Genomic DNA, 23,527 nt, shown 5'->3' with positions numbered 1-23,527 from the left:
GCAATCACTGCTTGACGAGTACGCGACCGAGCGTGCGAGCGTAGTCCTCCTTGATGACGTCGTAGTGCGTCCACGAGTCGAGCGCGCTGACGCCCGGGAGCGCACGCAGCTCGTCCATGACTCCTACGAGATGCTCGGGCGACGAACCGACCATGGTCGCGACGAAGTCGAAACTCCCGTGCGCGCGAGCCGCAAAGTCGATGTCGGGTGAGTCGACGATGTACTGCCTCACCGGAGCCGCGTCGCCGTTCACGGTGATGCCCACGCCGATGGCGAGTCGGCTGCGGAGGATGCCGCCGGACTTGATGGTGGAGATGCGAATCACACCCGCGTCGATGAGCCGATGCACTCGGGCGCGCGCGGCCGAGGGGGAGAGGTGGACCGTGTCCGCAAGATTGCGATAGCTCGCCCGGCCATCCTGCTGCAGCGCGGCCACCAGTTCGTAATCGATGCGATCGAGTGTCACCGAGCTCTTCTGGTGGGACACGAAGAACCCCTTGAGTACCTCGACATACGTCGAAACGATGATGCGGCGCACCCCGGGGAGTTGGCGCGCGTACTCGAGCGTCTCATGCAGTTCGTGGATGTCGCCGTGCCGCGTCTCGAACACGAGTGGGAACGGGCCGCTCGCCATTGAGACGAAAACTGCGTCGGGTAGCTCGGCGATCTCGCGCGCAATCGGGGCGAGCGGGCCGTCAACCTCAGCCTTCGCATGCACTAGCAGGCGGTGGCCCACAAAGCCCGGGTCAAGGGCGGCCACAATGCGGAGTCCGCCGCGCTCCGTGAGCGTCTTGAGGCGCGCCGCAACGACGTCGCGCGTCGCTCCGAGCCGGGTCGCGAGCGTCTGCGTGCTCGCCCGCCCGTCGTTTTGAAGTTCGCGGATCAGCGCTGCGTCGAAGGTGTCGAGCTCGTTCTTGCGCCGGGCGCCACGGGGCGGTTCGGTCTGCGGGGTGCGTGAGGTCATGGCGGCTTTCTGCTGAACGCGGGTGCGTCGGGCATCCACCAAACTACGCGATTCTGCGGCGTCCGTGCCGCAAAACGTTCGCCGGCATCGATCACCAGGGCATCATTTCCGACGAGATCGACAACACTGCCCTTATTTCGACGGTCAAACGAGCGTCCCGCGAACGAGAAGTGCTCGCGGCCGGGCCGCCGCTGACTTACAGTCGATGCAGTTGCGCGCGCAACACTGCTGTTTCTAAGCAAGGGAGCTTCCTCACATGTCCACTGCCACCGCACCGGTGACGTCCCATCGACGGGCGTTGAAGTCCGGTTTCGCTGCCGCCGTCGGCACCACCATCGAGTGGTACGACTTCTACGTCTACGCCACCGCCGCGGCGATCGTGTTCCCGAGCGTCTTCTTCCCCGAGCTCGATCGGGGCCTCGGCACGCTCGCATCGTTCGGCACCTACGCCGTCGCGTTCTTCGCTCGCCCGCTCGGCGGCATCATCTTCGGCCACGTCGGCGACAAGCTCGGTCGTAAGCCGGCGCTCACCATCACGCTGCTCGTCATGGGCATCGCGACGACGCTCGTCGGTGTGCTGCCCGGGTACGCGACCGCCGGCATTGTCGGGCCGATCCTGCTCATCGTTCTCCGCATTGCTCAGGGCCTCGCCGTCGGTGGCGAGTGGGGTGGTGCGAGCCTCATGTCGGTCGAGAGCGCTCCGACGAAGTTCAAGACCTTCTACGGCGGCTTCACGCAGCTCGGCAACCCGCTCGGCGCGCTGATGGCGTCCGGTGCCTTCTGGCTGCTCTCCGCCATGGGCGACGACGTGCTGCTCAGCTGGGGCTGGCGCGTGCCGTTCCTCTTCAGCATCGTGCTCATTGGCGTCGGCTTCTGGGTGCGCTTCCGCGTCGAGGAGACCCCGGTCTTCGAGGAGAAGATCGGCGGCCACCAGCAGTCGACCCCGATCCTCTTCGCACTGAAGAACAACTGGTGGCCCATGCTGCTCGGCTTCGGCATCATCGCGATGTCGTCGGGTGGCTACGTGCTCGCTACGACGTTCGTGCAGAACTACGCCACGACCCCGGAGATCGGCCTCGCTGCGAGCGTCATTCTTGGCGCAATGACCATCGCGTCGTTGCTCGAAGCGATCGTCACGCTTCCGCTCGCGTGGCTCGGCGACAAGATCGGCCCGAAGACAGTCATGATTCTCGGATCCGGCCTCTCGCTCCTCGCGGTGATCCCGCTCGTGCTCTTCATCGACAACCACAACGTCGCGATGATCTACATCTTCGTGTCGGTGCTGCGACTCACCCTGAGCGGCGCGTGGGCCCCGCTGTCGACGATCATGGCGCAGATGTTCCGCCCCCAGGCGCGGTACACCTCGATGTCGCTCTCGTACGGGATCGGCGCGGCGGTTTGGGGCGGCCTGTCGCCCGCGATCGCCTCGGCGTTGCTCGCCACGACGGGGAACTTCTGGACCGTCATCGCCTTCTTCGGCCTGCTCGCCGTGCTCGCGATCGTCGGCACGGCGCTCGCGCCGCAGCATTCCGACGCGGCACCCGCGACCGGATCACTGAACGCCCGTCTCGACACGACGGCCGTCAAGACCAACCGCCGCTGAAGCGGCTGTTCGAACCAACCACCACCACTCGAAGGAGTAGCCCGTGCGACAGCTCGCCACCTACGACAACCGCGACTCGATCCCCACGATTGTGACCGCTCAGCGCGTGCTCACGGTCGATGCCGACCGACCGGAGGCTGAGGCGTTCCTCACCGCCGGCGGGCGCATTCTCGCCGTGGGTTCGGTCGCGGAGGTCGAGGCGGCGGCTGTCGCGGCCGGCCTCGACGCGGAGCGCGCGGACTACCCCGACGCGGTGATCGTTCCCGGGTTCATCGACCCGCACGCGCACCCGCTGATGTACGGGCAGATGCTCACGTGGATCGATATCTCGCCGGCGAAGGCGGGGTCGATCCCCGAGATCATCGGGCTCATGCGCGAGGGCGCGGCGAAGCTGCCCGCGGGCGCACCGATCCGCGGGTACGGCTACGAGCAGCGCAACCTCGAGGAGCGTCGCCACCCGACTCGCCAGGAGCTCGACGCCATCGCCACGGACCGCGAGGTCTACATCATGAACGCCTCCGGCCACGGCGGCGTCGTCAACACGTTCACGTTCGAGAAGTTCGGGATCACCCGCGACACCCCGAACCCCGAGGGCGGCGAATTTTTCCGCGACGCCGACGGCGAGCTAACTGGCGAGCTCTCGGACGCGGCATGCAACGTGCTCACCGGCCTGCACGGCGTGAAGATCGGCCACCACGGCCCGAACTTCCACCTCGGCGACGAGCCGGCCGAGCACCAGCGCCAGCTAGACCTCGTGCAGCGCGAGTTCCTGCGCGGCGGCGTCACGGCGATCGGCGACGCGCAGGTGTCGAAGCGCGAGCTCGCGGCGTACCTCGAGGCGGCGGATCGCGGCGCGCTCAACATGCGCGTCTCGATGTACTTCCTCTCGCATCTGCTCGATCAGGTGCTCGACATCGGCCTCACGGGCCCCTTCGGCAACGCCTTCCTCTCGGCGACCGGCATCAAGCTGTACGCCGACGGCACGCTCGGCGGCTGGACCGCGTACTTCCCCGAGGGGTACGTCGGCGATCCCTGCCGCACCGGGCAGCTCTACCACGAACCCCGCGAGTACACCGAGCTCGTCAGCAAGGCGCACGCTGCGGGTCTCCAGACCGCGACGCACGCGCAGTCGCCGACCGCGATCAAGCTGGTCGTCGATGCGATCGAGCAGGCGCTGACCGAGCGCCCCGACGCAGACGCTCGCCACCGCATCGAGCACTGCGGTCTCCCGACGCCCGAGGAGATCACGCGCATGGCGAAGCTCGGCATTCGCCCGGTGAACCAGACGCAGCACTACTACAACTGGGGCGAGGGCGTCGAGCAGGCCATCGGCACCCCCGGCGAGCGCTTCAACCCGCTCGGCGAGTTCGTCGAGGCAGGCGTGCCCGTCACGATCTCCTCCGATGCTCCGGTCGCCGAGCCCCGCCCGCTCGAGGCGATCCAGGCAGCCGTGACCCGCATCACCCGCCGCGGCGCCCAGCTCGGCCCAGATTCGCTCCGCATCAGCCCCGAGGCGGCCCTGCGCGGCCACACGCTCGAGGGCGCGATCACCCTCGGCCGCGAGAGCGAGCTCGGCTCGATCACGCCGGGCAAGCGCGCCGACTTCGTCGTGCTCGGTGCGAACCCGCTCGAGGTCGATGGAGCCGACATCTCGCAGATCCCCGTCCGCGAGACCTGGGTCGACGGCAGCCGCCGCTTCAGCGAGAGCGAGTAACCAGCATGACCACGCTCAGCGAGACGACCGCGAAGCGCACGACCGGCTGGGTCGTCATGGAAGCCCTCCGCGGCTATGGCGTCGATACCGTGTTCGGTATCCCGGGCACCCACAACCTCGAGCTCTACCGCCCCCTCGGAGCGCTCGGGATCCGCCCGGTCACCACGCGCCACGAGCAGGGCGCGGGGTATGCCGCTGATGGATGGTCGCTGCAGACCGGGCTTCCGGGAGTCGTTATCACGACGAGCGGACCCGGTCTGCTGAACGCCCTCTCCGCCGCGGGCACCGCCTACTGCGAGTCCCGGCCGATGATCATTCTGTCGCCCGGGCCGGCCCGCGGAGCCGAGTTCGCAGATCTGGGCACGCTCCATGAGACGAAGGATCAGCTCGCCGCCGCATCCGCCATCGTCGAGTGGGGCCGCCGCGTTCAGTCCGCTGACGAGGCGGTTGCAGCAGTGCACGACGCGTTCGAGCTCTTCACCACCACTCGGCCGCGCCCGGTCTACATCGAGATCCCGCTCGACCTCCTCGAGGAGGAGACCGATCTTGACGCGGACGCGCTGCAGCCGCGAGAGCGTGCGGTGGCGCAGGCGGCCGCCGCTGCACGGGTCGCTGAAGCGGCGCAGCTGCTCGCGAGCGCATGCGACCCCGTGATCCTCGCGGGTGGCGGATCGCGCGGCGCGGGCGAGCCGCTCCGAGAGCTCGCCGAGCGCCTCGGAGCGCCCGTCGTCACGACGCTGAACGCGAAGGGCGTGCTCGATGAGCAGCACCCGCTCGCGATCGGCTCGAGCCTCCGTCTGGCGGCAGCGCGAACCCGAGCCCAGGAGGCGGACGTGCTGCTCGTCGTCGGCTCGAAGTTGGGGGAGGCGGAACTCTGGGTGTCGCGTCTCGAAGCTCGGGGGCGGGTGATCCGCATCGATCTGCTCGAGTCGCAGCTGCAGAAGAACCAGGCCGTCGAGATCGGCCTCGTGGGCGATGCCGCCGCCACGCTCGACGCGCTGGTCTCAGAGCTCGATCGGGTCTCGAGCGGTGGCGCGTCGCGCCTCGCCAGCCGCGCGAAGGCCGAGGCATCGGTCGCGGAGACGGTGGCCGCGGTACGGGCGGAGTCGGTGGAGCTTTCGGAAGCGAACACAGTGCTTGCCGAGCGCATCGCGGAGTCACTGCCGAAGGACGCGATCGTCACGACCGATTCCTCGCAGATCGCGTACTGGGGGCTGCTCAACACGCTGCGCGTCTCCAAGCCGAACTCGACGCCCTACATGGCGACGTACGCGACGCTCGGCTACGGCCTGCCCGCGGCGATCGGGTCGCGCATCGCAGAACCGGAACGCCCGACGTTCGTCGTCACCGGCGACGGTGCGCTGATGTTCTCGATGCAGGAGTTCATCACCGTGATCGAGCAGCGACTCGACGTTACGGTGATCGTGGTCGACAACGGCGGCTACGCCGAGATCAAGCAGAACGAGGCCGATGCCGGAATCGCTCCGGTCGGCGTGGACCTCGCGCAACCGAACTGGCCGGCGGTCGCGACGGCCTTCGGGGGCACGGGACGCCGGGCTGCGAACCCCGCCGAACTGCGCGAGGCCGTGCAGGCCGCCACTGCGGAGGGCGGACTGCAGCTCATCCACATCGATCAGGCGGCGTTCGCCCTCTGATCCTGGTGCCGGGGCGCATTCCCGCTCCGGCACCGCAAGCACCGCACCCCAGACCCAGACGTGGGCGCCGCCCGCGCGGAAGCGAGGACGACATGACGACTGATCGAGGGACCCGCATCGCGGTCTACACGGACACCGACGACACCGACGTATCGAGCGGCGTGCGCTTGCTCGAAGCCGCCGGATACACCGTGCGGGTGCTCGGCTCGCGCGACGCTGCCGAGATCATCGAGGGCGCGCGCGACGCGGAAGTGCTGCTGCCCGGCTACGCTTCTGTGACGCGCGAGATCATCGAGGCGTTGCCCGATCTCAAGCTCATTGCGCTCATGTCCATGGGCTTCGACTACGTCGACGTCGACGCCGCGACTGAGCGCGGAGTGTGGGTCACGAACGTGCCCGGTGCCGCGACTGAGGAGGTAGCGACCCACGCGCTCGCGATCCTGCTCCATGCGGTGCGGCAGCTGCCGTTCTACCTCGCCTCCGCGACGCCGGGGGAGTGGAATTCACGAGCCGAGACCGCGCCGCCGCGCCTGAGCGAGACGACGCTCGGGATCGTCGGGCTCGGAAAGATCGGACGCGAGCTGGCTCGCCTTGCGGGCCCGCTGTTCGGACGCGTCGTCGGGTACGATCCGCTGCTACCCGATACCCCGGAAGTGCGCGCCGAACTCGACCGCCTCGGCGTGACTCGCGCCGGTCTCGCGGACGTGCGCCGGGAAGCGAACGTGCTGTCGCTGCACCTGCCGCTCACCTCCGAGACGGAGCGGATGATCGACGCGGCGTTCCTCGCCGAGATGCCGACAGGATCGGTGCTCGTCAACGTCTCGCGCGGCGCTCTCATCGATGAGCAGGCCCTCGCTGACGCACTCGACGCGGGGCACCTCTCGGCTGCCGCGCTCGATGTGCTCGCCGAAGAGCCGCCGAGTGCATCTCACCCACTCGTCGGGCGCCCCGACGTCGTACTGACGCCGCACATCGCGTACTTCTCGGCACGCACTGAAACCGAGTATGTGCGCATTCAGGCGCAGAACGCCGCGAGCTACGCGGACGCCGGCGCGCCGGATTCGCCGGTGAACCGGATCGGCTGATCCGCCCCCGTTCTGGACCCCACGAGCGCCGCTCGCGACCGCGCACCGCTCCCTATCACTCAACCCCCCCCCCGAAACGAGAGGACACCGCACCGTGACCGAACTCACCGCCGAAGCGAAGCGCACCGCGCAGACGTGGATCGACGAGCACCTGACGCAGCTCACCGAATGGCACACGCACATCTGGGAGCTCGCCGAGCCGGCGTGGCGCGAGTATCGCTCGCAGCAGTGGTACGTGGATCGGCTGCGCGCCGAAGGCTTCGAGGTGGAGGACGGCTCGGCGGGCATGCCGACCGCGTTCAGTGCGCACTGGTCGAACGGTGACGGGCCGACGCTACTGACCTATGCCGAGTACGACGCAGTGCCGGGCAACAGCCAGGCCGCGACGACGTCTGAAGCGCCGCGAGAGGGGCTCTCACGCTTCGCTCCGGGGCACACCGACCCCCACTCGGTACTCGGCATCTCCACGCTCGCGGGCGTGCTCGCGACGAAGCACGCGATGGAGCAGCACGGAATCACTGGCAGGCTCCACTACACGGGGGAGCCGGCGGAGAAGATGCACGGCTCGAAGGTTGTGCACGGCCTCCGCGGCTACTACGACGACGCCGACGCGATCGTGTCGTTCCACCCCTTCTACATGCTGCCGCTCTGCAACACCGCCCGCTGGGATACGCAGTGCGGCGCGTACTACAGCAAGGTGTACAGCTTCGTCTGCGATCGGCCCGAGGAATGGCAGCTGTCGAGCGCTGACCCGAACTCGCCCATCCCGGCGTCGCACTCGGCGGCGCGGGCCCCGGGGGCGAACCTCTCGCTCGTGCAGATGTACTCGGCATCCCGCAGCATGCTCGACGCGATGCTGCCCGCGACGGGTGGGTGGAGCTTCTCCGACGCGATCCTCACCGATGGTCAAGCGACCGCGGATAACCTGCCGCAGCGGGTTGCGCGCATTCAGTTCTCGTGGCGCACCCCCGATATCGAGATGGCGGAGCACATTCTGCAGGTGCTCGATCGCAACGCGGCGGCCGCGGCCTCGATGGGGCACTGCGATCTTGAAGAGCGGTGGATCGCGCGCAGCCGACCGGGCCGCACGAACCATACGATGGCGACCGTGCTGTTCGAGAACCTGTCGGAGGTCGGGGCGCCGAGCTACGGGCCGGAGGCGGTCGCCGTCGCGCAGGAGGTGCAGCGCTCGCTGGGGCTTGAGCCGAGTGAGCAGCCGTTCCTCGCCGAGACGGAGCAGCTCATCACGCCGCAAGACGCGGAGCGGGAGCTGCGCGAGCACATGCCCGCCTGGCAGCGGAACTGGACGAGCGACGACTACGTCGAGATGAGCCACTACGCGCCGCTCGTGCGGTTTTACGTGTCTCGGCCGGCGCTGCAGCCCGTGCCTGGCGCTGGTCCGTATCCCGCGTGGGTGATGAACGCGCTCGGCGGGATTCCCGAGACGATCGCGCCGACGATCGTGACGGCCGGGAAGACGGTCGCCGGCACCTTCCTCGATCTGCTCACGCGGCCCGAGGTGCTCGCCGAGGCGAAGCGGGAGTTTGCGGAGCGCGTGGCGGCTTCGCCCGTGCCGGCGCTGCTCCCCGCCGACTTTGAGCCGCCGATCGACCTCCCCTGGCCGGACTACCGCCGCGGGGGTGTTGATTCGGGTGTGGGCGCTGCTGCGCTCGTTGGTGACACCGGTGCTACCTCGAGCAGTGGTCGCTCCTGGTAGCAGGCTTCGGTTCGTGCTCGAGCCCCTCTCTGCGCCTCCTTCTTGGGGCGCTCGGGAGGGGCTCGGTGCTTCGAGGGAGCGGGATCGGCGTCTGGGGGAGAGCGGGCTCTGCGCTGGAGGAGAGCAGGCTCTGTGCTTGAGGAGAGCGGTCGCGAACAACGCGACACGCCAGGGAAACCGCCGCGGGCGCCCCGATTTGCGCGCGCATGCAGAACCCCCGTAAGATTTCATCTCGGTAGCAAGCGAGAAATCGCTTCGGCCCCATCGTTTAGCGGCCTAGGACACCGCCCTTTCACGGCGGCAGCACGGGTTCGAATCCCGTTGGGGTCACTCGCACCGAATACAATTGAATAGCAACACAGTATGGCCCTGTAGCGCAGTTGGTTAGCGCGCCGCCCTGTCACGGCGGAGGTCGCGGGTTCAAGTCCCGTCAGGGTCGCCAAGGTGAGAGGCCCTTCTTCGGAAGGGCTTCTTCATCTCCGGCGGTCGCCGTATGGTGAGTGCCTGGCTCTGTAGCTCAGTTGGTAGAGCGTTCGACTGAAAATCGAAAGGTCACCGGATCGATGCCGGTCGGAGCCACTGAACCCTCGCGTGGCTTCTACACGCGGGGGTTCTTTTGTTTTCCTGACCTGGGATTTCTGCGTAGGCCACGTCGCGTTTGAAACGCGGGCTCAAAATCTTTCAGTCAAGCGCCCCGCAAATACCCCGCACTTTCAAATCAACTTGCCGAGCTGACTCTGCATGACGTCACGCGCCTTGGTTGCGCCCTTGATCGTGTTCATGTACACGTCCTGCGTCATGGACGGGTTCTCATGCCCGAGGTAGTCCGCGATCTCCGTAGCCGAGAGGCCGGCCTTGTCGAGGATCGTCGCGGCCGTCTTGCGGAATGAGTGAGTCGAGAGGTCTGGGTAGCCGAGCAACGCACGGCGGTCCCGGATCTCTCGCTGCGTGTTCGACGGATCGCGAGGGCGCATGAGAGGCGTCGGGAACAACAAGGTGGTGAACTCCTTGAGTCGATCGTGCCGACGCCGGAGAAGCGCCATTGTGGCCTTCGGGAGGGGAGTGGTGCGGCCCGACTTCTCTGTCTTGGGGAACTCCTGGCGAACGATGCCCTTGCCCTTCACGCGCACGTTGATCGCCTCAACGGTCGCCGTGCCGGCCTCCCAATCGATGGAAGAAGCGTCGAGAGCGCAGACCTCGGCGACGCGCCACCCCGACGACAGCATGAACTCGATCAGTTCGACCGTGTCCCACTCGGCGAGCTTCTCATCGGCACGGATCGCCTCGAGGAATGCCGGAAGCTGATCGAGGGAGATCGCTGCGGAACCCTTCTTCCTACGCTGCGAGATCCGCTCGAGCTCCCGCACGGGATTGTGTGAGATCGCGCCGTTGCGGACCGCGATACCGAGCATCCCTGAGAGCGTGGAACGGCAGTTCTTCGCTGCACCCGCCCCGCTCTCTTTCTCCACCGATGTCAGGAAGCGCTGTAGGCGCTCTGGTTTCGCTTCGGCAACGCTCATGTCGCCGATCTTTGGCGTGATGTGCGCGGACACCGCGTAGCCGTACGTCTCCAAGGTGCCTTCCGAGCGTCCGAGATCGCGCTTGGATGCGAGGAACTGTTGCCCGAGCGCGCGCAGCGTCGTGGAGGGTTTGAGCTCCCCGCCTCGGTCTGCCTCTATCGTGAGGAGCGCCTTCTTGAGCTTGTTCTCTGCTTTCGGTCCGGTCGTGTCGAATCGTTCGACCTGGCGAGCTTTCCCGTCGCTGAATCTGTAACGGGTCCGCGCCCGATACTTGACCTTCGGAACTATCTCGTCAACCTTGATGGCACCGTGCGAGCCGATCGGGTTGCGCGGCCTAGGCACGTCGAACTTCATTCATCGGACTGTTGATGACCCACTTTCGATCGAGCTCACCCATCTGCTTAAGTTCGAGTCGCTTTTCCTCTCGCACCTCAGACCAAGGCGATCGGACGCTGTGATTTGTGGGGAAGGGGCTCGGAGCGATCGCCGCTGTCGGTGCTGTGTCGGGCGCTCTCGACATTATGCGGCGCAGCGTTGACGATGCGACGGTCTCGGCGGAGAGCCTCGGGAACGCGCTCGGGACAGCTGGCACCGCAAAGGATGTCGTGGCGGAAGCGTTCAAGGAGTCCGCGAGCATCCTTGACGGGTTCGACATCAACACGCAGAAAGCGAAGGACTCCTTTGGGGAGTTCATCGAGGAGACCAGTGACGCACCCGATATGCGGTGGATGGGATCGGTCGGCACGTATCTGCTCGCCCTTGACCCTGCGGCGGATAAGGCGCGTGACCGGTTCGAGAAGCTCGGTGAGTCCCTGGCGGGGATGAATGCTGAGGATGCGTCGGCGTCGATGCAACTGCTGCGGGATGAGTACAAACTCACCGATGAGCAGTTGACGCAGATGATCGACATGATGCCGGACTTTAAGAACCACCTGACGGAGCAGGCGACTGAGCTCGGGAAGTCCGCAAGTGAGGCGACGCTCCTGGATCTTGCTCTTGGGGATCTTCCGCCGACGACGGATGAGAGCGCTGCGAGCACGGGCACGCAAGCTGAGGCGCTGGGTGGTCTGCAGCAGAGCGCGGAGGACGCGCAGGAACAGGTCGAGACCCTCGCTGACGAGATCCGCAACTTTGGCGAAACCACGTTCGATACGCGGGCGGCGAATCGGGAACTTGAGGAGTCTCTGGCGACGCTCGGGGAGAAGCTGGCGGAGAACGGCAACAATTTCGACATCACGACGGAGGCTGGCCGCGAGAACGAGGCCGCACTGGATGCCGTCGCTCAGGCCACGAACGAGGCTGCTGCTGCCGCATATCTACAGACAGGATCGCAGGAGGAGGCGAACGCAAAGCTCGCGGAAGGTAAGCAGAAGCTGATCGACATTCTCGCTCCCACGTACGGTTCTCGGGATGCCGCGGCAGCGTACGTCGACCAGTTGAACCTGATCTCCCCAGAGAAGGTCACGGAGATCGTGCTCAAGCAGGCGTACGAGGCAATGAATGTGCTGTCTCAGATTGAGGAGTTCCAGTTCGCGCCGAAGGTCCTGAAAATCGAGGAGCAGGTGCGCCGTAACCTTCTCTACCAGGACCCGGGAGATCCGAGCATTCCGGGGCATGCAAACGGCGCGATAGTCGCCTACGCGGATGGTGGCATCAACGAGAACGTGCGTGCGATGCATGCCTTCGCTGCTGGCGGTGGCGTCGACACGGGCATCTACTCGGGCGGTAAGCCGATCATCAAGTTCGCTGAGGAGGAGACCGGCTGGGAATCATTCATCTCGGGGAAGCCCGACCAGCGGGAGCGTAACCGTCAGATCTGGGTCGAGACCGGCCGCCGACTTGGGATGAGCACTGGTGGTGAGAATACGGTGTACGTCCCGACGAGCGTGACGGTCGTTGACGCGGACCGCCGGCTCATCGGGACGATGAATGTCGTTGCAGACAAGAAGATCAATGCCCTCGTTGAAGACCAGGCGCAGGCCGCTCGACGGTCGAAGCTCTAACGACAAGTGCCCCTCTCTGGCTACGGCTAGGGAGGGGCACTATTCGTCTTTCTGGGGGCTCGAGGCTAGCCGTCCGATTTGCCGTCATTCCCGCGGGGCTGCTGTTCCCTGCGAGCGGCCTCGCGAGCGCGCTGCTCATTTGCCCGCTGCTCACGTGCCGAATCTTCAGAGTGCTTGATTTCAGAGTATCTCTGATTCTGCGGCTCTCGGCGTTCGTACTCAGTCATTGCGTTTCAGCCTTTCAATGCTTGGTCGACGATGAAAAGTATGGTGAGTGAAAGCCCAGCAACGAGCAGCAAAATATATCCAGCTCTGACTGCTTTGGAGTTTTTCCGAGTCGCGTCTTCCCTGGACCTGATTACTGCTTTGTAGGACTTCAGAAGATGATCCTGGAGATCGACAGTCTTCGCCTTCGACTCAAAGAAGAGATCGGTCAGTTCCTCAAGGCTGGTTTCCTCTGCGGGCTCTGGGCGCATCGCATATGAGGCGAACCCTAGTGAAATGACTGCCGCAATCAACGGTAGCGCGGTCGACCAATCCTTTAGAGTCCAAGCGTAGGTCAACGCCGCGGTAATCAGAACGCCAGCGCTTACCGCAAGAAATGACGCTTTATTAGTTACTGTTCGCGCTCGATCGCGCGCAGCGTGCTTTAGATCGAGGGCAACGCTAGCTAAAAGCTGGTGTTTTTCCGCGGCGTCGTCAGGACCGTTGTTCATTGGGTGAGCATACCGCGGCAACGGTAGAAGTCATAGGTTCAGTAGTTCCGCGGTCTGACCCCGACGTCCGCTGACACAAGATAGCGCCCCCTCTCCTGAGCCTCACGGCTCGGGAGAGGGGGCTTTTCTATGTTCCCCGCTAGTTCGGCTGCTTTTCGTGTTTACGCGGGCACGATCTGGGGAACCGGGTGGGTATCCGTTGCCGTCTGCGTGGGAGTCTCTGAGTCGTCCGGGTTGGGGGAGCGGCGGTACGGGTGCGTTCCTTGGGGGCCAAGGCACAGCCCGCTCAGCCTCCTGCAGGGTCGAGTGCAGCCCAACCATGCGCTGCTTGTGCCTGACCGCATCCCACGTGAACAGCAGGAACCTCGCCTCACCACCCCGATCCCTCACCCCACGGATCACGGCTTTCGGGTAAGCGGCGAACTCACGCATCACGATCCACTCATCGAACGCCACCTGAATCAGGTTCGACCGATCCACCACTACTCCTATTCGAAAGTATGTTCGAACAGGTTACAACGTGTCACAATGCGGTGAAATCATGTCCTATGCTCGGGCTATGCGTATCGGTGCGGAGCGGGCTGAAGTTCTCATTACCGTTAAGGCGGCACCTCAGCCATCTACCAAATATGGCGACACTGTGTGCGTGGCCGGAATTCGGCTAGACCGGGGCCGCCCCGAGTGGATTCGCCTCTATCCCGTGGACTATCGGTGGCTGCACACCGACAAGCAATTCGCTAAGTACGACGTGCTTGAAGTGAGCATCTCCAAAGCTTCAAATGACAACCGGGTAGAGAGCTATCGTCCGACGCGCGGGGAATGGGACTTAGTTCGGAATATCTCGACCGATCACGGATGGCGGGAACGCCACGAGATTATTGGGCAGATGCCTTTGAATACTACGTGTGAGATGTCTGCCGCGGCTCGAGCTGACGGGAAAGCTCCCTCGTTGGGCCTTGTTCCCGTCCAAGACATTTCTAACCTCAAGTTGGAGAAGCAAGATCCGTGGACCCCGGAGCAGTTGAAGCGGCTCAACGCCCGGAGCTTAGCGGAAGCAAACGCGCTGATCCCGCTCGAGGGGAATGTCCCAGCACAACTCCTTGCGCCACGTTTCCGAGCAACGTACAGCTACCGTTGCACCGCTTCAGGTTGCGATGGGCACAATGGCCTGATGCTCGATTGGGAGCTCAACGCCATGCAGTGGCACAATCAGCGTCGTTCAGATGCAGATCTCCGAGCGGCAATCGAGAACAACTTCTGGCGAAGAATGGAGCCTCCGGCCAAATGGACAGCCTTTTACGTCGGCAACATGTCTGACCCTCGAAAGCGGCATTCGTTTAGTGTCCTGGGCACCTACTACCCGCCGGCCGCGACAGTCGAGCAGTCGAAAGCGAACCCCGGCCTGTTCTAGGCCGTGAGTGCTTCCATGACCTGTTCGCGGTGGCAATGCGCGGAGTTGTGTTCGTAGCAAAAGAGTGCGATCTGCTCACCCTTCGACAGCTTCCGCACCTCCAGGAGCGCGGAAGCCGCGGTCTCGGTCTTCAGGACTTCCCGGAACCTGTCTCGAGCCGCGTCAGCAGCCGCAGTGCCCACCTCCGCGTAGCCTTCCCGGTTATCGCGGTGATTTCCCAGTGCCCGGAAGTGCTCATAGCCGATGCCATTCGAAATAAGAGCGTCGCGGAGCGCTGACTTAGAGAAGCCCTTCTTGCGGGAGATCGCGTTCATCCGTACATCGACGAGAGTTTTTACGCCTGCATGATGGAGGGAGGCGATGAGGTCGTCGACACTTTTCCCTTCGTAGCCGAAGCCGAGGATGCTGTTTGGCTGATTGTGAAGGTTGGCCTTGAGGCGATGTGCGGATGTCCTGCACCGCGTTGAGCAGAACTGTGCTCCTGCTCGTCCGGCGAATGTCTCGTGACAGTAAATGCACGATCTCGAGGCTTGGCGACGTTCGCGGAGTTCAGATCGTATCGCCGCAGCGAGTGTTCTCAACTGCTCGTCAGAGTAGGTGGAGAAGTCCAGGGGTGTCATGTAACAGATAATATCCGTTACAACCCAGGCCGCTTTTCGGCGCGCTATGTCAGCATCGTTGTCGCAATTATGGTCCGTCCAGATCCCGGGCACTCCGACCAGGTCCGCCACGGGATCATCGTCGGGAAATCGCAGAACGGACACGAGGGAGTGTCCGGTGGGGTCCAGTCATCGCCGGTCATGTATCTACAGTGTGCTTGCTGAGTAACCTAGCCCCATGAGTTTCCTTGCATCACTCTTTCGGCCGCGTCGAGCTGTCGTGTGGCTTGCGTTCCAGGATGACGATGAAGTTGAGGAGCTTATTGGTGTGTTCCGCACCCAGGAGGAAGCATTGAAGTTCGCGGGCGAAGTTGAACACGGGTACGAAAATGGTGTGCTGTATCGCCCGTACTGTTTCGGGTGGACCGAACCAACCTCAGGTATGTCGCGCTACCGCACGTACACCGACGAGGACTGAGCGAGGGTAGCCCGCCAGTATGCTCATCGCCCCTATCCGCAACCTCGAAACCGTGGACTTTCGCAGAACGGGCACGAGGGAGCATTCGGCGGGATCAGGTCATCGGCCATGAGTAGGTATGCGACTCGATGTACGCGTTGATAGAAGATGCCGGAATCCGCCTCTTCGACTTTCCTTCACCGAAGTTCGCGATCGTGAAGGTGCCGTCTTCGATGCGGTCGTACACCCAGTCACGAGACATCCCAAGCAGACGCGCGACCTCGACAACCGGGTAGTGCCGCTCGACTTCTCCGGGCCTCAACGGTCGCTCCACAATTGGTGACTCGATTCGCTCATGTGGCGCTCGCAAGACGGGCTCCCGCGGCAGAGGCTTCCGGCACTCGAGTACAGTCGCGAGCTCCTCGCGGACGATCCTGCGTATCTCAGCAGTGAAGATGTCTTCCATGCCATCGATACTGGACCGATGACCGAATGGATGACACCCGACGATCTCGCGAAGCTCACGGGCCTCGACCTCAAATCCCTCGCGAACCTTCGATCCGATCGGCGTCGGTTCCCGTTCTATCGCATCGAAGGTTCGCGGAAGCCTCTGTATAAGCGCGACGAGATCGACGCGATTCTCGAAGCCGCTCGTGTCAATGTGAGGCCGTAGTCTGACTGGTCCGAATCCCGCATCTATCCCGCACATTCGTGAACGACAGATCGAAGCTGAGATAAGCGGATGGATACTCTGACCTGGCTTTTGCGAATAAAAGCGAAGCCCGCATAAACCCTTGATTATGGAGAATTCTTAATCGAAAGGTCACCGGATCGATGCCGGTCGGAGCCACTGAACCCTCGCGTGGCTTCTACACGCGGGGGTTCTTTTGTTTGCCGCGGCAGTGGCTCGAGCGCGCGATTCGTGAGTCCAACGCCGGTACGTTGCGGTTCAACGTTCAACACCCTTTCCGGCGTCATCAGTGCGGCGTCGTCCCAGCAGCTTCGGCTGGCGGAGGATTTGCTGACGAGGGTGCAGGGCGGCGGCGGATCGAGCTCCACATCTCAGCCGGAACGCAAGGGGCGGCGCTGGCCGAGCGCGATCCTCGATAATGGCCCCATGACTGCTCAGCCCTCCCGCACACGGCGGCTCACGAAGACGCTGCTCGGCGCCGCGCTCGTGTTCGCCGGCATCTCGCACCTCACCTTCGCCCGCAAGGATTTCCAGGCGCAGGTGCCCGACTTCGTTCCCCTCGAGCCTGACACCACCGTGGTGGCTTCGGGCATTGCGGAGATCACGCTCGGGACCGCTCTCACGGTCGCTCAAGGCAAGCGGGCACGCGCCGTGGGGAGGATCGCCGCGGCGTTCTTCGCAGCAGTCTTCCCGGGCAACATTGCGCAGTACCAGCACCGCCGCAGCGCCTTCGGCCTCGACACCGACGAGAAGCGCCTCGGGCGGTTGTTCTTCCAGCCCGTGCTGATCGCGCTCGCCCTCTGGTCGACCCGGCGCTGATCATGCGTCTCGGCGCGACCTGAGGCAGCAGGGGGGCGCACGCGAGCACGCAAGTGGGAGAGCGATCCGACTGCGCTCAGTCCTGCAGAGGACGACAATGGGCGGGCACGAAACTCAATGTTCCGCACCCGCCCATCACGTGAGGCAAGGAGCCGTCGCTTACTCCTGGTACTCCGCCACGAGCTCCGACTCGAAGAAGTCGCGCTCGACCTCGAGTCCGCCGGGCAGATCCCCGTTTACCGCGAGCAGCACGCTCTGCGTTGACGCCGAGCGGCCCGCATCCTGGAAGTTCTGCGGGGCGAAGATGCCGCCGTCGAGCTCGGGCAGCTCGCGCAGCGCACTGACGACGCCCTGACGAGTGAGGTCGCCCGCCTCGCACGCGGCGTCGAGCGCGGCACCGAGCACGCTAGCGGTCGCGTAGCCGTAGTTCACGTAGATCGTCGGATCGTCCTTCGGGAAGGTCTCACTGAACGCAGAGGCGATCTCGGCGGCATCGTCCGACCCCTCGGCATCGACGGGGAGATAAGAAAGTACGACGCGCACGCGTTCAGCGATCGCCTTGCCCGCTCCGGTTTCGAGCAGGGCCGGCCCGAACGACGGGCCCTGGGTCAGCACCGGCACGTCGAGACCGAGCGCAGACGTGCCGCCGACGATGCCGGCGAGCTGCGGCGGAGTGCCCGAGACCACGATCGCATCGACCTTGGCGTCGACCAGCTGCTGCACCTGCGCGCTGTAGTCGGTCGCGGTCGGCTCGACCATGATGTCGACGACCTCGAGGCCCTTCTGCTTCGCGAAGAACTGCGAGCCCTTGAGCGCGTTCTCACCGAAGTCGCCGGGGAGGTGCACGTGGCCGATCTTGCTGCCCTTCGAGATCACGCCCTCCTCTTCGAGCGCGGTCAGGCCGTTGATGATGTCGTAGGGGTAGATCGTGCCCGTGAGCGCGATCGGGTCACTACCGAGGAAGTCGCTCGACCACGAGGCGACGAACGTTGGGATCGACTTCGACTCGATGTCGGCCTTCAGCGCGTTGACCTGCGGCGAGCCGAGCAACTGCGTGAACGCGAGCACGTTGGGCTCGAGCTCTGAGAACGCCGAGACGGCCGACTGCACGTCGTTCCCGTGGTCACGCACCTCGACGTCGACGTCGTAGCCGCAGATGCCGCCATCGGCGTTGCGCTTGTCGAAGTAGAGCTGGTTGCCCTGCGCGAGTGTACTCCCGAGAGCCGCATACGGTCCTGTCTGGTCCGTGAGAGCCGCGACGGTCAGCGTATCGCCGCTGACGCCGACGTCGGTCTTGACGTCTCCCGCTTCGCCGTCGCCGGATTCGCCGCTCTTCGATGAGCAACCGACGAGCAGGGCCGTGATCGCCAGCATGCTGAGGCCGGCGGCCGTGGTCTTCCGAATGGTGTTCATAGGGTTTCCTTTCGTGAGGTCTTGCGAGTCGTGGCGCCGAGGCGGGCACTGATGCCGCTCCAGAGGCGGGAGCCGAGGCGTGCGAGGCCACCCGGCTCGAGAATGATGAGCGCGACCACGAGCACGCCGAACACGATCGACGAGACCGTTCCCGCGTCGTACCCACCGGATCCGCCCGCGGCGAGAATGCCCGTGTTCGCGGCGAGGTTCGCGAGGAGCAAGGGGGTCGCGGTCACGATGATTGCGCCGACCACCGCACCGCCGACCGAGCCGAGCCCGCCGATGAGCACCATGACGAGGAAGTTGATCGAGAGCGGCAGCCCGAAGTTCTGGGGCGTGAGGTACGCGTAGGCCAGCCCGGTGAGCACGCCCGCTCCGCCCGCGAACGCAGACGAGATGACGAATGCCGACGCCTTGTACCGCTGCACGTCGATGCCGAGGGCGGATGCGGCGGCCTGGTTGTCGCGCACCATCGTGAACGCCCGCCCAGGTCGGCGGTTGATGATCCCTCGCGAAAGATAGATGGCCACCAGTAACGAGAACAGTGCGAGGTACCATATGCGCTCCTGAGCGCCGAAGGCGACGCCCAGAACGCTGAGCGCGGGCTGGTTGCCGGTGAGCTCGAAGCCGAGGACCGAGAACGGGGGCACCCCGCGGCCGTTCACGCCGCCTGTGATCTCACCGAGGTTCTTCAAGAGGTGCTGCCCGATGAACACGAGACCAAGCGAGGCGACGCCCAGGTAGAGGCCGCGAACCCGCGCTGCGACCGGGCTGAAGGCCAGCCCGGCAGTGGCCGCGAGCGCAATGCCACCGAGGGCGGCGAACACCGGCGGCCAGCCGAGTCCGTCGCTCGGGGAAGCGAGGTACGCGTAGCCGTACGCACCGACGGCCGCGAAGAACGCGTGCGCGAGCGAGAGCTGGCCGGCCGTGCCAACGAGCAGCGTGAGACCGATCGCCCCGACCGCCGCCGCCATCGACCACGATCCGATCTTCAGCATCTGCGCGTCGAGGTAGAGGGGAAGCGCCGCGAGCACGATGAGGGCGACGAGGATCAATGCCGGGCGCGACCAGCGCTGCAGCGTGCCGCCGTCGCTCGTGGAGTTCACCGCCGGAGCCGTGGTGAGAGTTTTAGACACGGACGAGCTCCTTCGTTCCGAAGATGCCGCTCGGTCGCACGAGCAGGAAGATGATCATGAGGATGTAGGGGGAGATATCGCCGATACCCTCCCCGAGGAAGCTGAGCGACGCCGAGTAGCTCGTCACGATGGTCTGCGTGATGCCGACGATGAGCCCGCCGAGGATCGCGCCGCCGCTCGAATCGAGGCCACCGATGATGACGGCGGGAATCGCGTGGAACACGAGGAGATGCGCATGGGCGTCGAGCCCCGGGTTCGGGAACATCGCGAGGAAGACGCCCGCGACCGCAGCGAGACCGCCACCGATTGCCCAGCTGCTGAGGGAGACGCTGCGCTGGCTGATCCCCATGAGGGCGGCCGTCTCGGAATCGGCCGACGCGGCGCGCATCCGAATGCCGAAGCGGGTCTTCTGGAAGATCAGGAAGAACACCCCGATGAGCACGAGGCCGGTGACGAGCGCAATGACGCGGGTGAGCGGCACGGTCGCTCCGAGCAGGCTGATGGTTTGCGAGCCCCAGGGATCGCCGACCGTAATGAAGTTCGTGCCGATGAGCCGCGACGACTCTGCAACGAGCACGACATCGAGCCCGACGGTGAGGATCGTCAGCACGAGGTGATCGCCGCGCGGGGCGAGAGCGATGATGCGGTCGAGGATCGCCGCAAGAAGTGCTGCGGCAAGCACACCCCCGGCGACTGCAGCCGCGAAGCCGATGCGATCGGTAAGGATGGAAGCGACATATACGCCGAAAATCATCACGGATCCGTGCGCAAGGTTGAACACCTTCGTGCCCTTGAAGATCGTGACGAAGCCGAGGGCGATGAGCCCGTAGATGGCCCCGAGCGAGAGCCCGAGGACCAAGACCTGGACGAGTTTCATGCGCGGTCCTCCTTGTCGATGCCGATCTGCGTCATGACCTCGGTGTTGATGTCGCTCCCTTCCTCACCGAGGTAGGCGGCGATGACCGCCGGGTCGCTCTGCACCTCACCGGGCGTGCCCTCGGCGATGATGCGTCCGAAGTCGAGCACCGTGATCCGGTCCGCGAGCGACATGATGAGCGGCATGTCGTGTTCGACGATGAGCACCGTCGTGCCGAGCGAATCGCGGATCGAGCGCACCACTTCTGCGATCGCTCGTTTCTCGTGCGCCGGCATTCCGGCGACGGGTTCGTCGAGCAGGAGGGCCTTCGGCTCCGAGGCGAGGGCGCGGGCGAGCTCGATCCGCTTGCGCCCGCCGTATGAGAGGGAACCCGCGGGCACGTGCAGTTGATCGCCGAGACCGACGAATTTTGCGATCTGGATCACGCGTTTGCGGTGCTGCTGCTCCTCGCGTCGCACGCCCGGAAGGCCCAGGGCGCTCCCGAAAAATCCGCTGCGCATGAGGCGGTGGCGCCCGACCATGATGTTGTCGAGCACGGGCGCGTGCCCGACGAGGGCGATGTTCTGGAACGCCCGACCGAGGCCGAGCGCCGCGATCTGGTGTGGGTGGCGCTGACCGACGTCTTCGCCGTCGATGAGCACGGTGCCGGTGTTCGGCCGGTAGAGCCCGGAGATCACGTTGAAGGTCGACGACTTGCCGGCGCCATTCGGGCCGATCACGGCGTGAATGCTGCCCGGTGCAACGGTAAACGACAGGCGATCGAGCACCTGCACTCCGCCGAAGCGAAGCCCCACGTCTGAAACCTGAATCGAGATGCTCACGCTTGCCACCTTTCGAGTGTCGGTTGCGCTGTGTCGGCCGAGTCCGCTTCCTCCACCGCTGAGCCGCCGAGGTACATGCGGTGAATCTCGTCGGATTCGCGCAGCTCCGCGGCCGGTCCCTGCATGGAGATCGCACCGCGCTCGATAACGAGGCCCTGGTCCGCGATGCCGAGCGCCATCGCTGCATTCTGCTCGACGAGGACCACGGTCGTGCCGCCCTCATTGATGCGCTGAATGGTGTGGCCGATGTGCTGAACTACGCGCGGCGCGATCCCGAGCGAGGGTTCGTCGAGCAGCAGTATCTCGGGGCCGCTCATCATGCCGCGGGCGATTGCGAGCATCTGCTGTTCTCCACCCGAGAGGAGCGATGCGCGCTGGTCGCGTCGGCGGCCGAGCACCTCGAACATCTCGAAGGCCTGCTGCAGGCGCTCTTGGCGCAGCTTCGAGCTCCGCACCGACGCGGCACCCGCTTCCAGGTTCTCGGTGATCGTGAGCTCCGAGAAGACGTGTCGCCCCTCGGGCACAAGCGCGAGACCGTGCTGCACAATGCGGTGCGCACTGAGGCGGTCGATGCGAGTGTCGTTCAGCCGGACTTCGCCCGAGTGGACGCGGCCGCCGTGGAATCCGAGCGTGCCCGAGACGGCTCGCATAAGCGTTGTCTTGCCCGCACCGTTGCCACCGATGATGGCGCAGATGCTGCCGGGCTGCACGGTGAAGCTCACATCCTCAATGGCGTGAACGCCGGCGCCGTAGTGCACGGAAAACCTGTCGAACGTCAGCAATCAGTTCTCCTCTTTGAGTGTCTGGGACGCGGCAGAGCTGACGCCCGCCGAGGAGTTCTCTGCGGCGCAGATGAACCTCTGTAGTACTTTCATGAAGTGCCGTGAGGCGTTCAAGCGAGCGTGCCAATAGGCGAAACGAGCCCGGACGGGGCGCAGTCGAGGGTCGACGTAACCGCCGAATCGTGCTGGACTCCGGAACGGAAGCGCGCTTTCGAAGCGGGATGCCGAGAGTCTCGGAGGGGCGCGCTGCGGCTGCAGTCGGGTCGCGAGCGGCGACGGCTTCGCGAAACCGCTGAGCACCATGCTGTGCGCGCAGGCTGCACCGTACATCGTGTGCTGCCCGCCCCACTTATCGAGGAGGATCAATGGAGATACATCCGATCGCAAGCCCGTGGCTGGGCAAGATCACGGTCGAGGATTTGGCGGATCGTTCCCGGGACACCCTGAACGAGAACCTAGGAATGGAGTTCCTCGAGATCACCTCGATGGAGTTGCGCGGGCGCATGCCCGTCGACCGACGCACGGTGCAGCCGGCTGGCGTGCTGCATGGTGGGGCGTCGATGGCGTTCGCGGAGACGCTCGCGTCGTGGGCGGGCTACATGTCGATCGACCGAGAGCGCTTCCACGTCGTGGGTCAGGAGATCAACGCGAATCATCTCCGCCCGGGCAAGGCGGGCGGGTGGGTGTACGGCGCTGCGTCGCCGATTCACATCGGTCGTCGCGCGCACGTGTGGGAGGTCAAGATTGCGAACGAGGAGGGCAAGCTCGTCTGTATTTCGCGCTGCACGCTCGCGGTGATCGAGCAGAAGAGCAGCTACAGCACACCCGAGGGTCGCGAGTAGGCACACGAAGGCGCGCCCGCGGATCAGTCCGCGGGCGCGCCTTATGCGTGGATCAGGGGATGAGGCGATCCAGGTCGGGGCGCAACAACAGCAACGACTCGCTCATCGTCACCCGCTCTCGACTGCACCGACCCGGACGCTGGTGCTCTTGGACACAGTGAAAACCTGACCCGGCTCTAGAAGCTAGTGCGATCTGACGACGATCGTAAGCTGAGCGGGTACGTCAGCGGCGTGCGTTCAGCGAGTGCGTCAGCGCGAAGTCTCGACCTCGCTCGCCGCGAGCTCGGTCATGCGACGACGCTCAGTCTCTCGGCTCGGGGCGTAACCGTGCCACGTCTCGGCGACGACGGCCTCCCAGCGCTCGGCGCGCTCTCGCGCCGTCTTCGCCTCGGTCGTCTCCGGGAAGGGGTGATCGCGGTACTCGATATCGAGGCGATCACGAAGTCGCTGACGAAGCGCCGGGGCTGGTGTCGACGCGGGGATCGAAGCGTTCTCGGTCAGAGCTGCACTCGCGGCAGCGGCGTCGGAATTGATGAGAGGCTCGGTGTAGTTCAGGCTCAAGACGGGCCTCGTTTCTGCAGTTGTGACGGTTCGGTCAGTATGCGCTCACAACATGTGCGAGCACGCAGCTTCGCGCGGCTGGCTGGCTAGCGGGCTGCCGTATGAGCTGGCCGGAGCGCAGACGAGCGGGTGAATGGGCGC

At 65.0% G+C, this 23,527-nt stretch carries 22 protein-coding genes and 3 tRNA genes; 14 read left to right on the top strand and 11 right to left on the bottom strand.

The features are described from left to right. Window positions 1-4: 4 nt before the first annotated feature. On the bottom strand, window positions 5-964 hold the full coding sequence (locus WFH00_RS02220; protein WP_336658959.1) for an Lrp/AsnC family transcriptional regulator: 960 nt from the start codon (window positions 962-964) through the stop codon (window positions 5-7). Window positions 965-1,220: 256 nt separating this feature from the next. On the opposite strand from WFH00_RS02220, the gene WFH00_RS02215 reads away from it, so the two are divergent. From WFH00_RS02215 to WFH00_RS02180, 8 genes are all read left to right on the top strand, one after another. Next, the gene (locus tag WFH00_RS02215; protein ID WP_336658957.1) at window positions 1,221-2,567 is read left to right on the top strand and encodes an MFS transporter; all 1,347 of its coding nucleotides are present in this window, start codon (window positions 1,221-1,223) and stop codon (window positions 2,565-2,567) included. Window positions 2,568-2,610: 43 nt separating this feature from the next. Further along, on the top strand, window positions 2,611-4,281 hold the full coding sequence (locus tag WFH00_RS02210; RefSeq protein WP_336658956.1) for an amidohydrolase: 1,671 nt from the start codon (window positions 2,611-2,613) through the stop codon (window positions 4,279-4,281). Window positions 4,282-4,286: 5 nt separating this feature from the next. Further along, window positions 4,287-5,936: a thiamine pyrophosphate-binding protein gene (locus WFH00_RS02205; RefSeq protein WP_336658955.1), complete on the top strand. Its 1,650-nt coding sequence runs from the start codon at window positions 4,287-4,289 to the stop codon at window positions 5,934-5,936. A gap of 92 nt (window positions 5,937-6,028) precedes the next feature. Beyond that, on the top strand, window positions 6,029-7,021 hold the full coding sequence (locus WFH00_RS02200; RefSeq protein ID WP_336658954.1) for a C-terminal binding protein: 993 nt from the start codon (window positions 6,029-6,031) through the stop codon (window positions 7,019-7,021). A 94-nt stretch (window positions 7,022-7,115) separates the two neighbouring features. After that, a complete protein-coding gene (locus WFH00_RS02195; RefSeq protein ID WP_336658953.1) occupies window positions 7,116-8,738 on the top strand; it encodes an amidohydrolase in 1,623 nt (540 codons plus the stop codon). Window positions 8,739-8,995: 257 nt separating this feature from the next. Further along, window positions 8,996-9,068, top strand: a tRNA-Glu gene (locus tag WFH00_RS02190). Between the two features lie 35 nt (window positions 9,069-9,103). Further along, window positions 9,104-9,180: transfer RNA gene (locus WFH00_RS02185), tRNA-Asp, on the top strand. A 64-nt stretch (window positions 9,181-9,244) separates the two neighbouring features. Further along, window positions 9,245-9,317: transfer RNA gene (locus WFH00_RS02180), tRNA-Phe, on the top strand. Window positions 9,318-9,451: 134 nt separating this feature from the next. Here WFH00_RS02180 and WFH00_RS02175 read toward each other — a convergent pair. Then, window positions 9,452-10,612, bottom strand: coding sequence for a site-specific integrase (locus WFH00_RS02175; protein ID WP_336658952.1), 1,161 nt, complete (start codon window positions 10,610-10,612; stop codon window positions 9,452-9,454). Between the two features lie 107 nt (window positions 10,613-10,719). On the opposite strand from WFH00_RS02175, the gene WFH00_RS02170 reads away from it, so the two are divergent. Beyond that, window positions 10,720-12,261, top strand: a complete 1,542-nt coding sequence (locus tag WFH00_RS02170; RefSeq protein ID WP_336658951.1) for a hypothetical protein — start codon at window positions 10,720-10,722, stop codon at window positions 12,259-12,261. 233 nt (window positions 12,262-12,494) lie between these two features. Here the strand turns inward: WFH00_RS02170 and WFH00_RS02165 are convergent, their stop codons facing one another. Further along, entirely contained in the window at window positions 12,495-12,977 is a 483-nt protein-coding gene (locus WFH00_RS02165) for a hypothetical protein (RefSeq protein ID WP_336658949.1), read from the bottom strand. Window positions 12,978-13,536: 559 nt separating this feature from the next. Here WFH00_RS02165 and WFH00_RS02160 point away from each other — a divergent pair. Further along, complete coding sequence (locus WFH00_RS02160) at window positions 13,537-14,388, top strand: hypothetical protein (RefSeq protein WP_336658948.1); 852 nt, start codon at window positions 13,537-13,539, stop codon at window positions 14,386-14,388. Here the strand turns inward: WFH00_RS02160 and WFH00_RS02155 are convergent. Continuing rightward, a complete protein-coding gene (locus tag WFH00_RS02155) occupies window positions 14,385-15,152 on the bottom strand; it encodes a DUF488 domain-containing protein (protein WP_336658947.1) in 768 nt (255 codons plus the stop codon). The two genes, WFH00_RS02160 and WFH00_RS02155, sit on opposite strands and share 4 nt — an antisense overlap. A gap of 73 nt (window positions 15,153-15,225) precedes the next feature. Here WFH00_RS02155 and WFH00_RS02150 point away from each other — a divergent pair, with 73 nt between their 5' ends. After that, a complete protein-coding gene (locus tag WFH00_RS02150) occupies window positions 15,226-15,465 on the top strand; it encodes a hypothetical protein (RefSeq protein ID WP_336658946.1) in 240 nt (79 codons plus the stop codon). Between the two features lie 94 nt (window positions 15,466-15,559). Here the strand turns inward: WFH00_RS02150 and WFH00_RS02145 are convergent, their stop codons facing one another. Further along, window positions 15,560-15,766, bottom strand: a complete 207-nt coding sequence (locus WFH00_RS02145) for a helix-turn-helix domain-containing protein (RefSeq protein ID WP_336658945.1) — start codon at window positions 15,764-15,766, stop codon at window positions 15,560-15,562. Between the two features lie 162 nt (window positions 15,767-15,928). Here WFH00_RS02145 and WFH00_RS02140 point away from each other — a divergent pair, with 162 nt between their 5' ends. After that, window positions 15,929-16,117: a hypothetical protein gene (locus tag WFH00_RS02140; RefSeq protein WP_336658944.1), complete on the top strand. Its 189-nt coding sequence runs from the start codon at window positions 15,929-15,931 to the stop codon at window positions 16,115-16,117. Window positions 16,118-16,561: 444 nt separating this feature from the next. Then, window positions 16,562-16,954 carry a DoxX family protein gene (locus tag WFH00_RS02135; RefSeq protein WP_336658943.1) on the top strand — a complete coding sequence of 131 codons (393 nt, stop codon included), beginning with the start codon at window positions 16,562-16,564 and terminating at the stop codon, window positions 16,952-16,954. Window positions 16,955-17,113: 159 nt separating this feature from the next. Here the strand turns inward: WFH00_RS02135 and WFH00_RS02130 are convergent, their stop codons facing one another. From WFH00_RS02130 to WFH00_RS02110, 5 genes are read right to left on the bottom strand one after another with little or no spacing between them, the layout of a single operon-like run. Then, entirely contained in the window at window positions 17,114-18,367 is a 1,254-nt protein-coding gene (locus WFH00_RS02130; RefSeq protein WP_336658942.1) for an ABC transporter substrate-binding protein, read from the bottom strand. Beyond that, entirely contained in the window at window positions 18,364-19,503 is a 1,140-nt protein-coding gene (locus WFH00_RS02125) for a branched-chain amino acid ABC transporter permease (RefSeq protein ID WP_336658941.1), read from the bottom strand. The genes WFH00_RS02130 and WFH00_RS02125 overlap by 4 nt, the downstream gene beginning before the upstream one ends. Beyond that, a complete protein-coding gene (locus tag WFH00_RS02120; RefSeq protein WP_336658940.1) occupies window positions 19,496-20,380 on the bottom strand; it encodes a branched-chain amino acid ABC transporter permease in 885 nt (294 codons plus the stop codon). Before WFH00_RS02120 ends, WFH00_RS02125 begins: the two co-directional genes overlap by 8 nt. Beyond that, the gene (locus WFH00_RS02115) at window positions 20,377-21,201 is read right to left on the bottom strand and encodes an ABC transporter ATP-binding protein (RefSeq protein WP_336658939.1); all 825 of its coding nucleotides are present in this window, start codon (window positions 21,199-21,201) and stop codon (window positions 20,377-20,379) included. The genes WFH00_RS02120 and WFH00_RS02115 overlap by 4 nt, the downstream gene beginning before the upstream one ends. Continuing rightward, window positions 21,198-21,983, bottom strand: a complete 786-nt coding sequence (locus WFH00_RS02110; protein WP_336658938.1) for an ABC transporter ATP-binding protein — start codon at window positions 21,981-21,983, stop codon at window positions 21,198-21,200. Before WFH00_RS02110 ends, WFH00_RS02115 begins: the two co-directional genes overlap by 4 nt. Window positions 21,984-22,348: 365 nt before the next feature. Between WFH00_RS02110 and WFH00_RS02105 the strand changes: the two genes are divergently transcribed. Continuing rightward, window positions 22,349-22,825 carry a PaaI family thioesterase gene (locus WFH00_RS02105; RefSeq protein ID WP_336658937.1) on the top strand — a complete coding sequence of 159 codons (477 nt, stop codon included), beginning with the start codon at window positions 22,349-22,351 and terminating at the stop codon, window positions 22,823-22,825. Between the two features lie 249 nt (window positions 22,826-23,074). Here WFH00_RS02105 and WFH00_RS02100 read toward each other — a convergent pair whose 3' ends face one another. Further along, window positions 23,075-23,386, bottom strand: a complete 312-nt coding sequence (locus WFH00_RS02100; protein ID WP_336658936.1) for a hypothetical protein — start codon at window positions 23,384-23,386, stop codon at window positions 23,075-23,077. Between the last annotated feature and the right edge of the window lie 141 nt (window positions 23,387-23,527).

It is taken from the genome of Leucobacter sp. USHLN153, from assembly GCF_037145615.1.
In the GTDB taxonomy this organism is placed as follows: Bacteria; Actinomycetota; Actinomycetes; order Actinomycetales; family Microbacteriaceae; genus Leucobacter.
The sequence above is the reverse complement of the archived record's forward strand: the minus strand, read 5'-3'. Positions and strand labels throughout refer to the sequence as shown.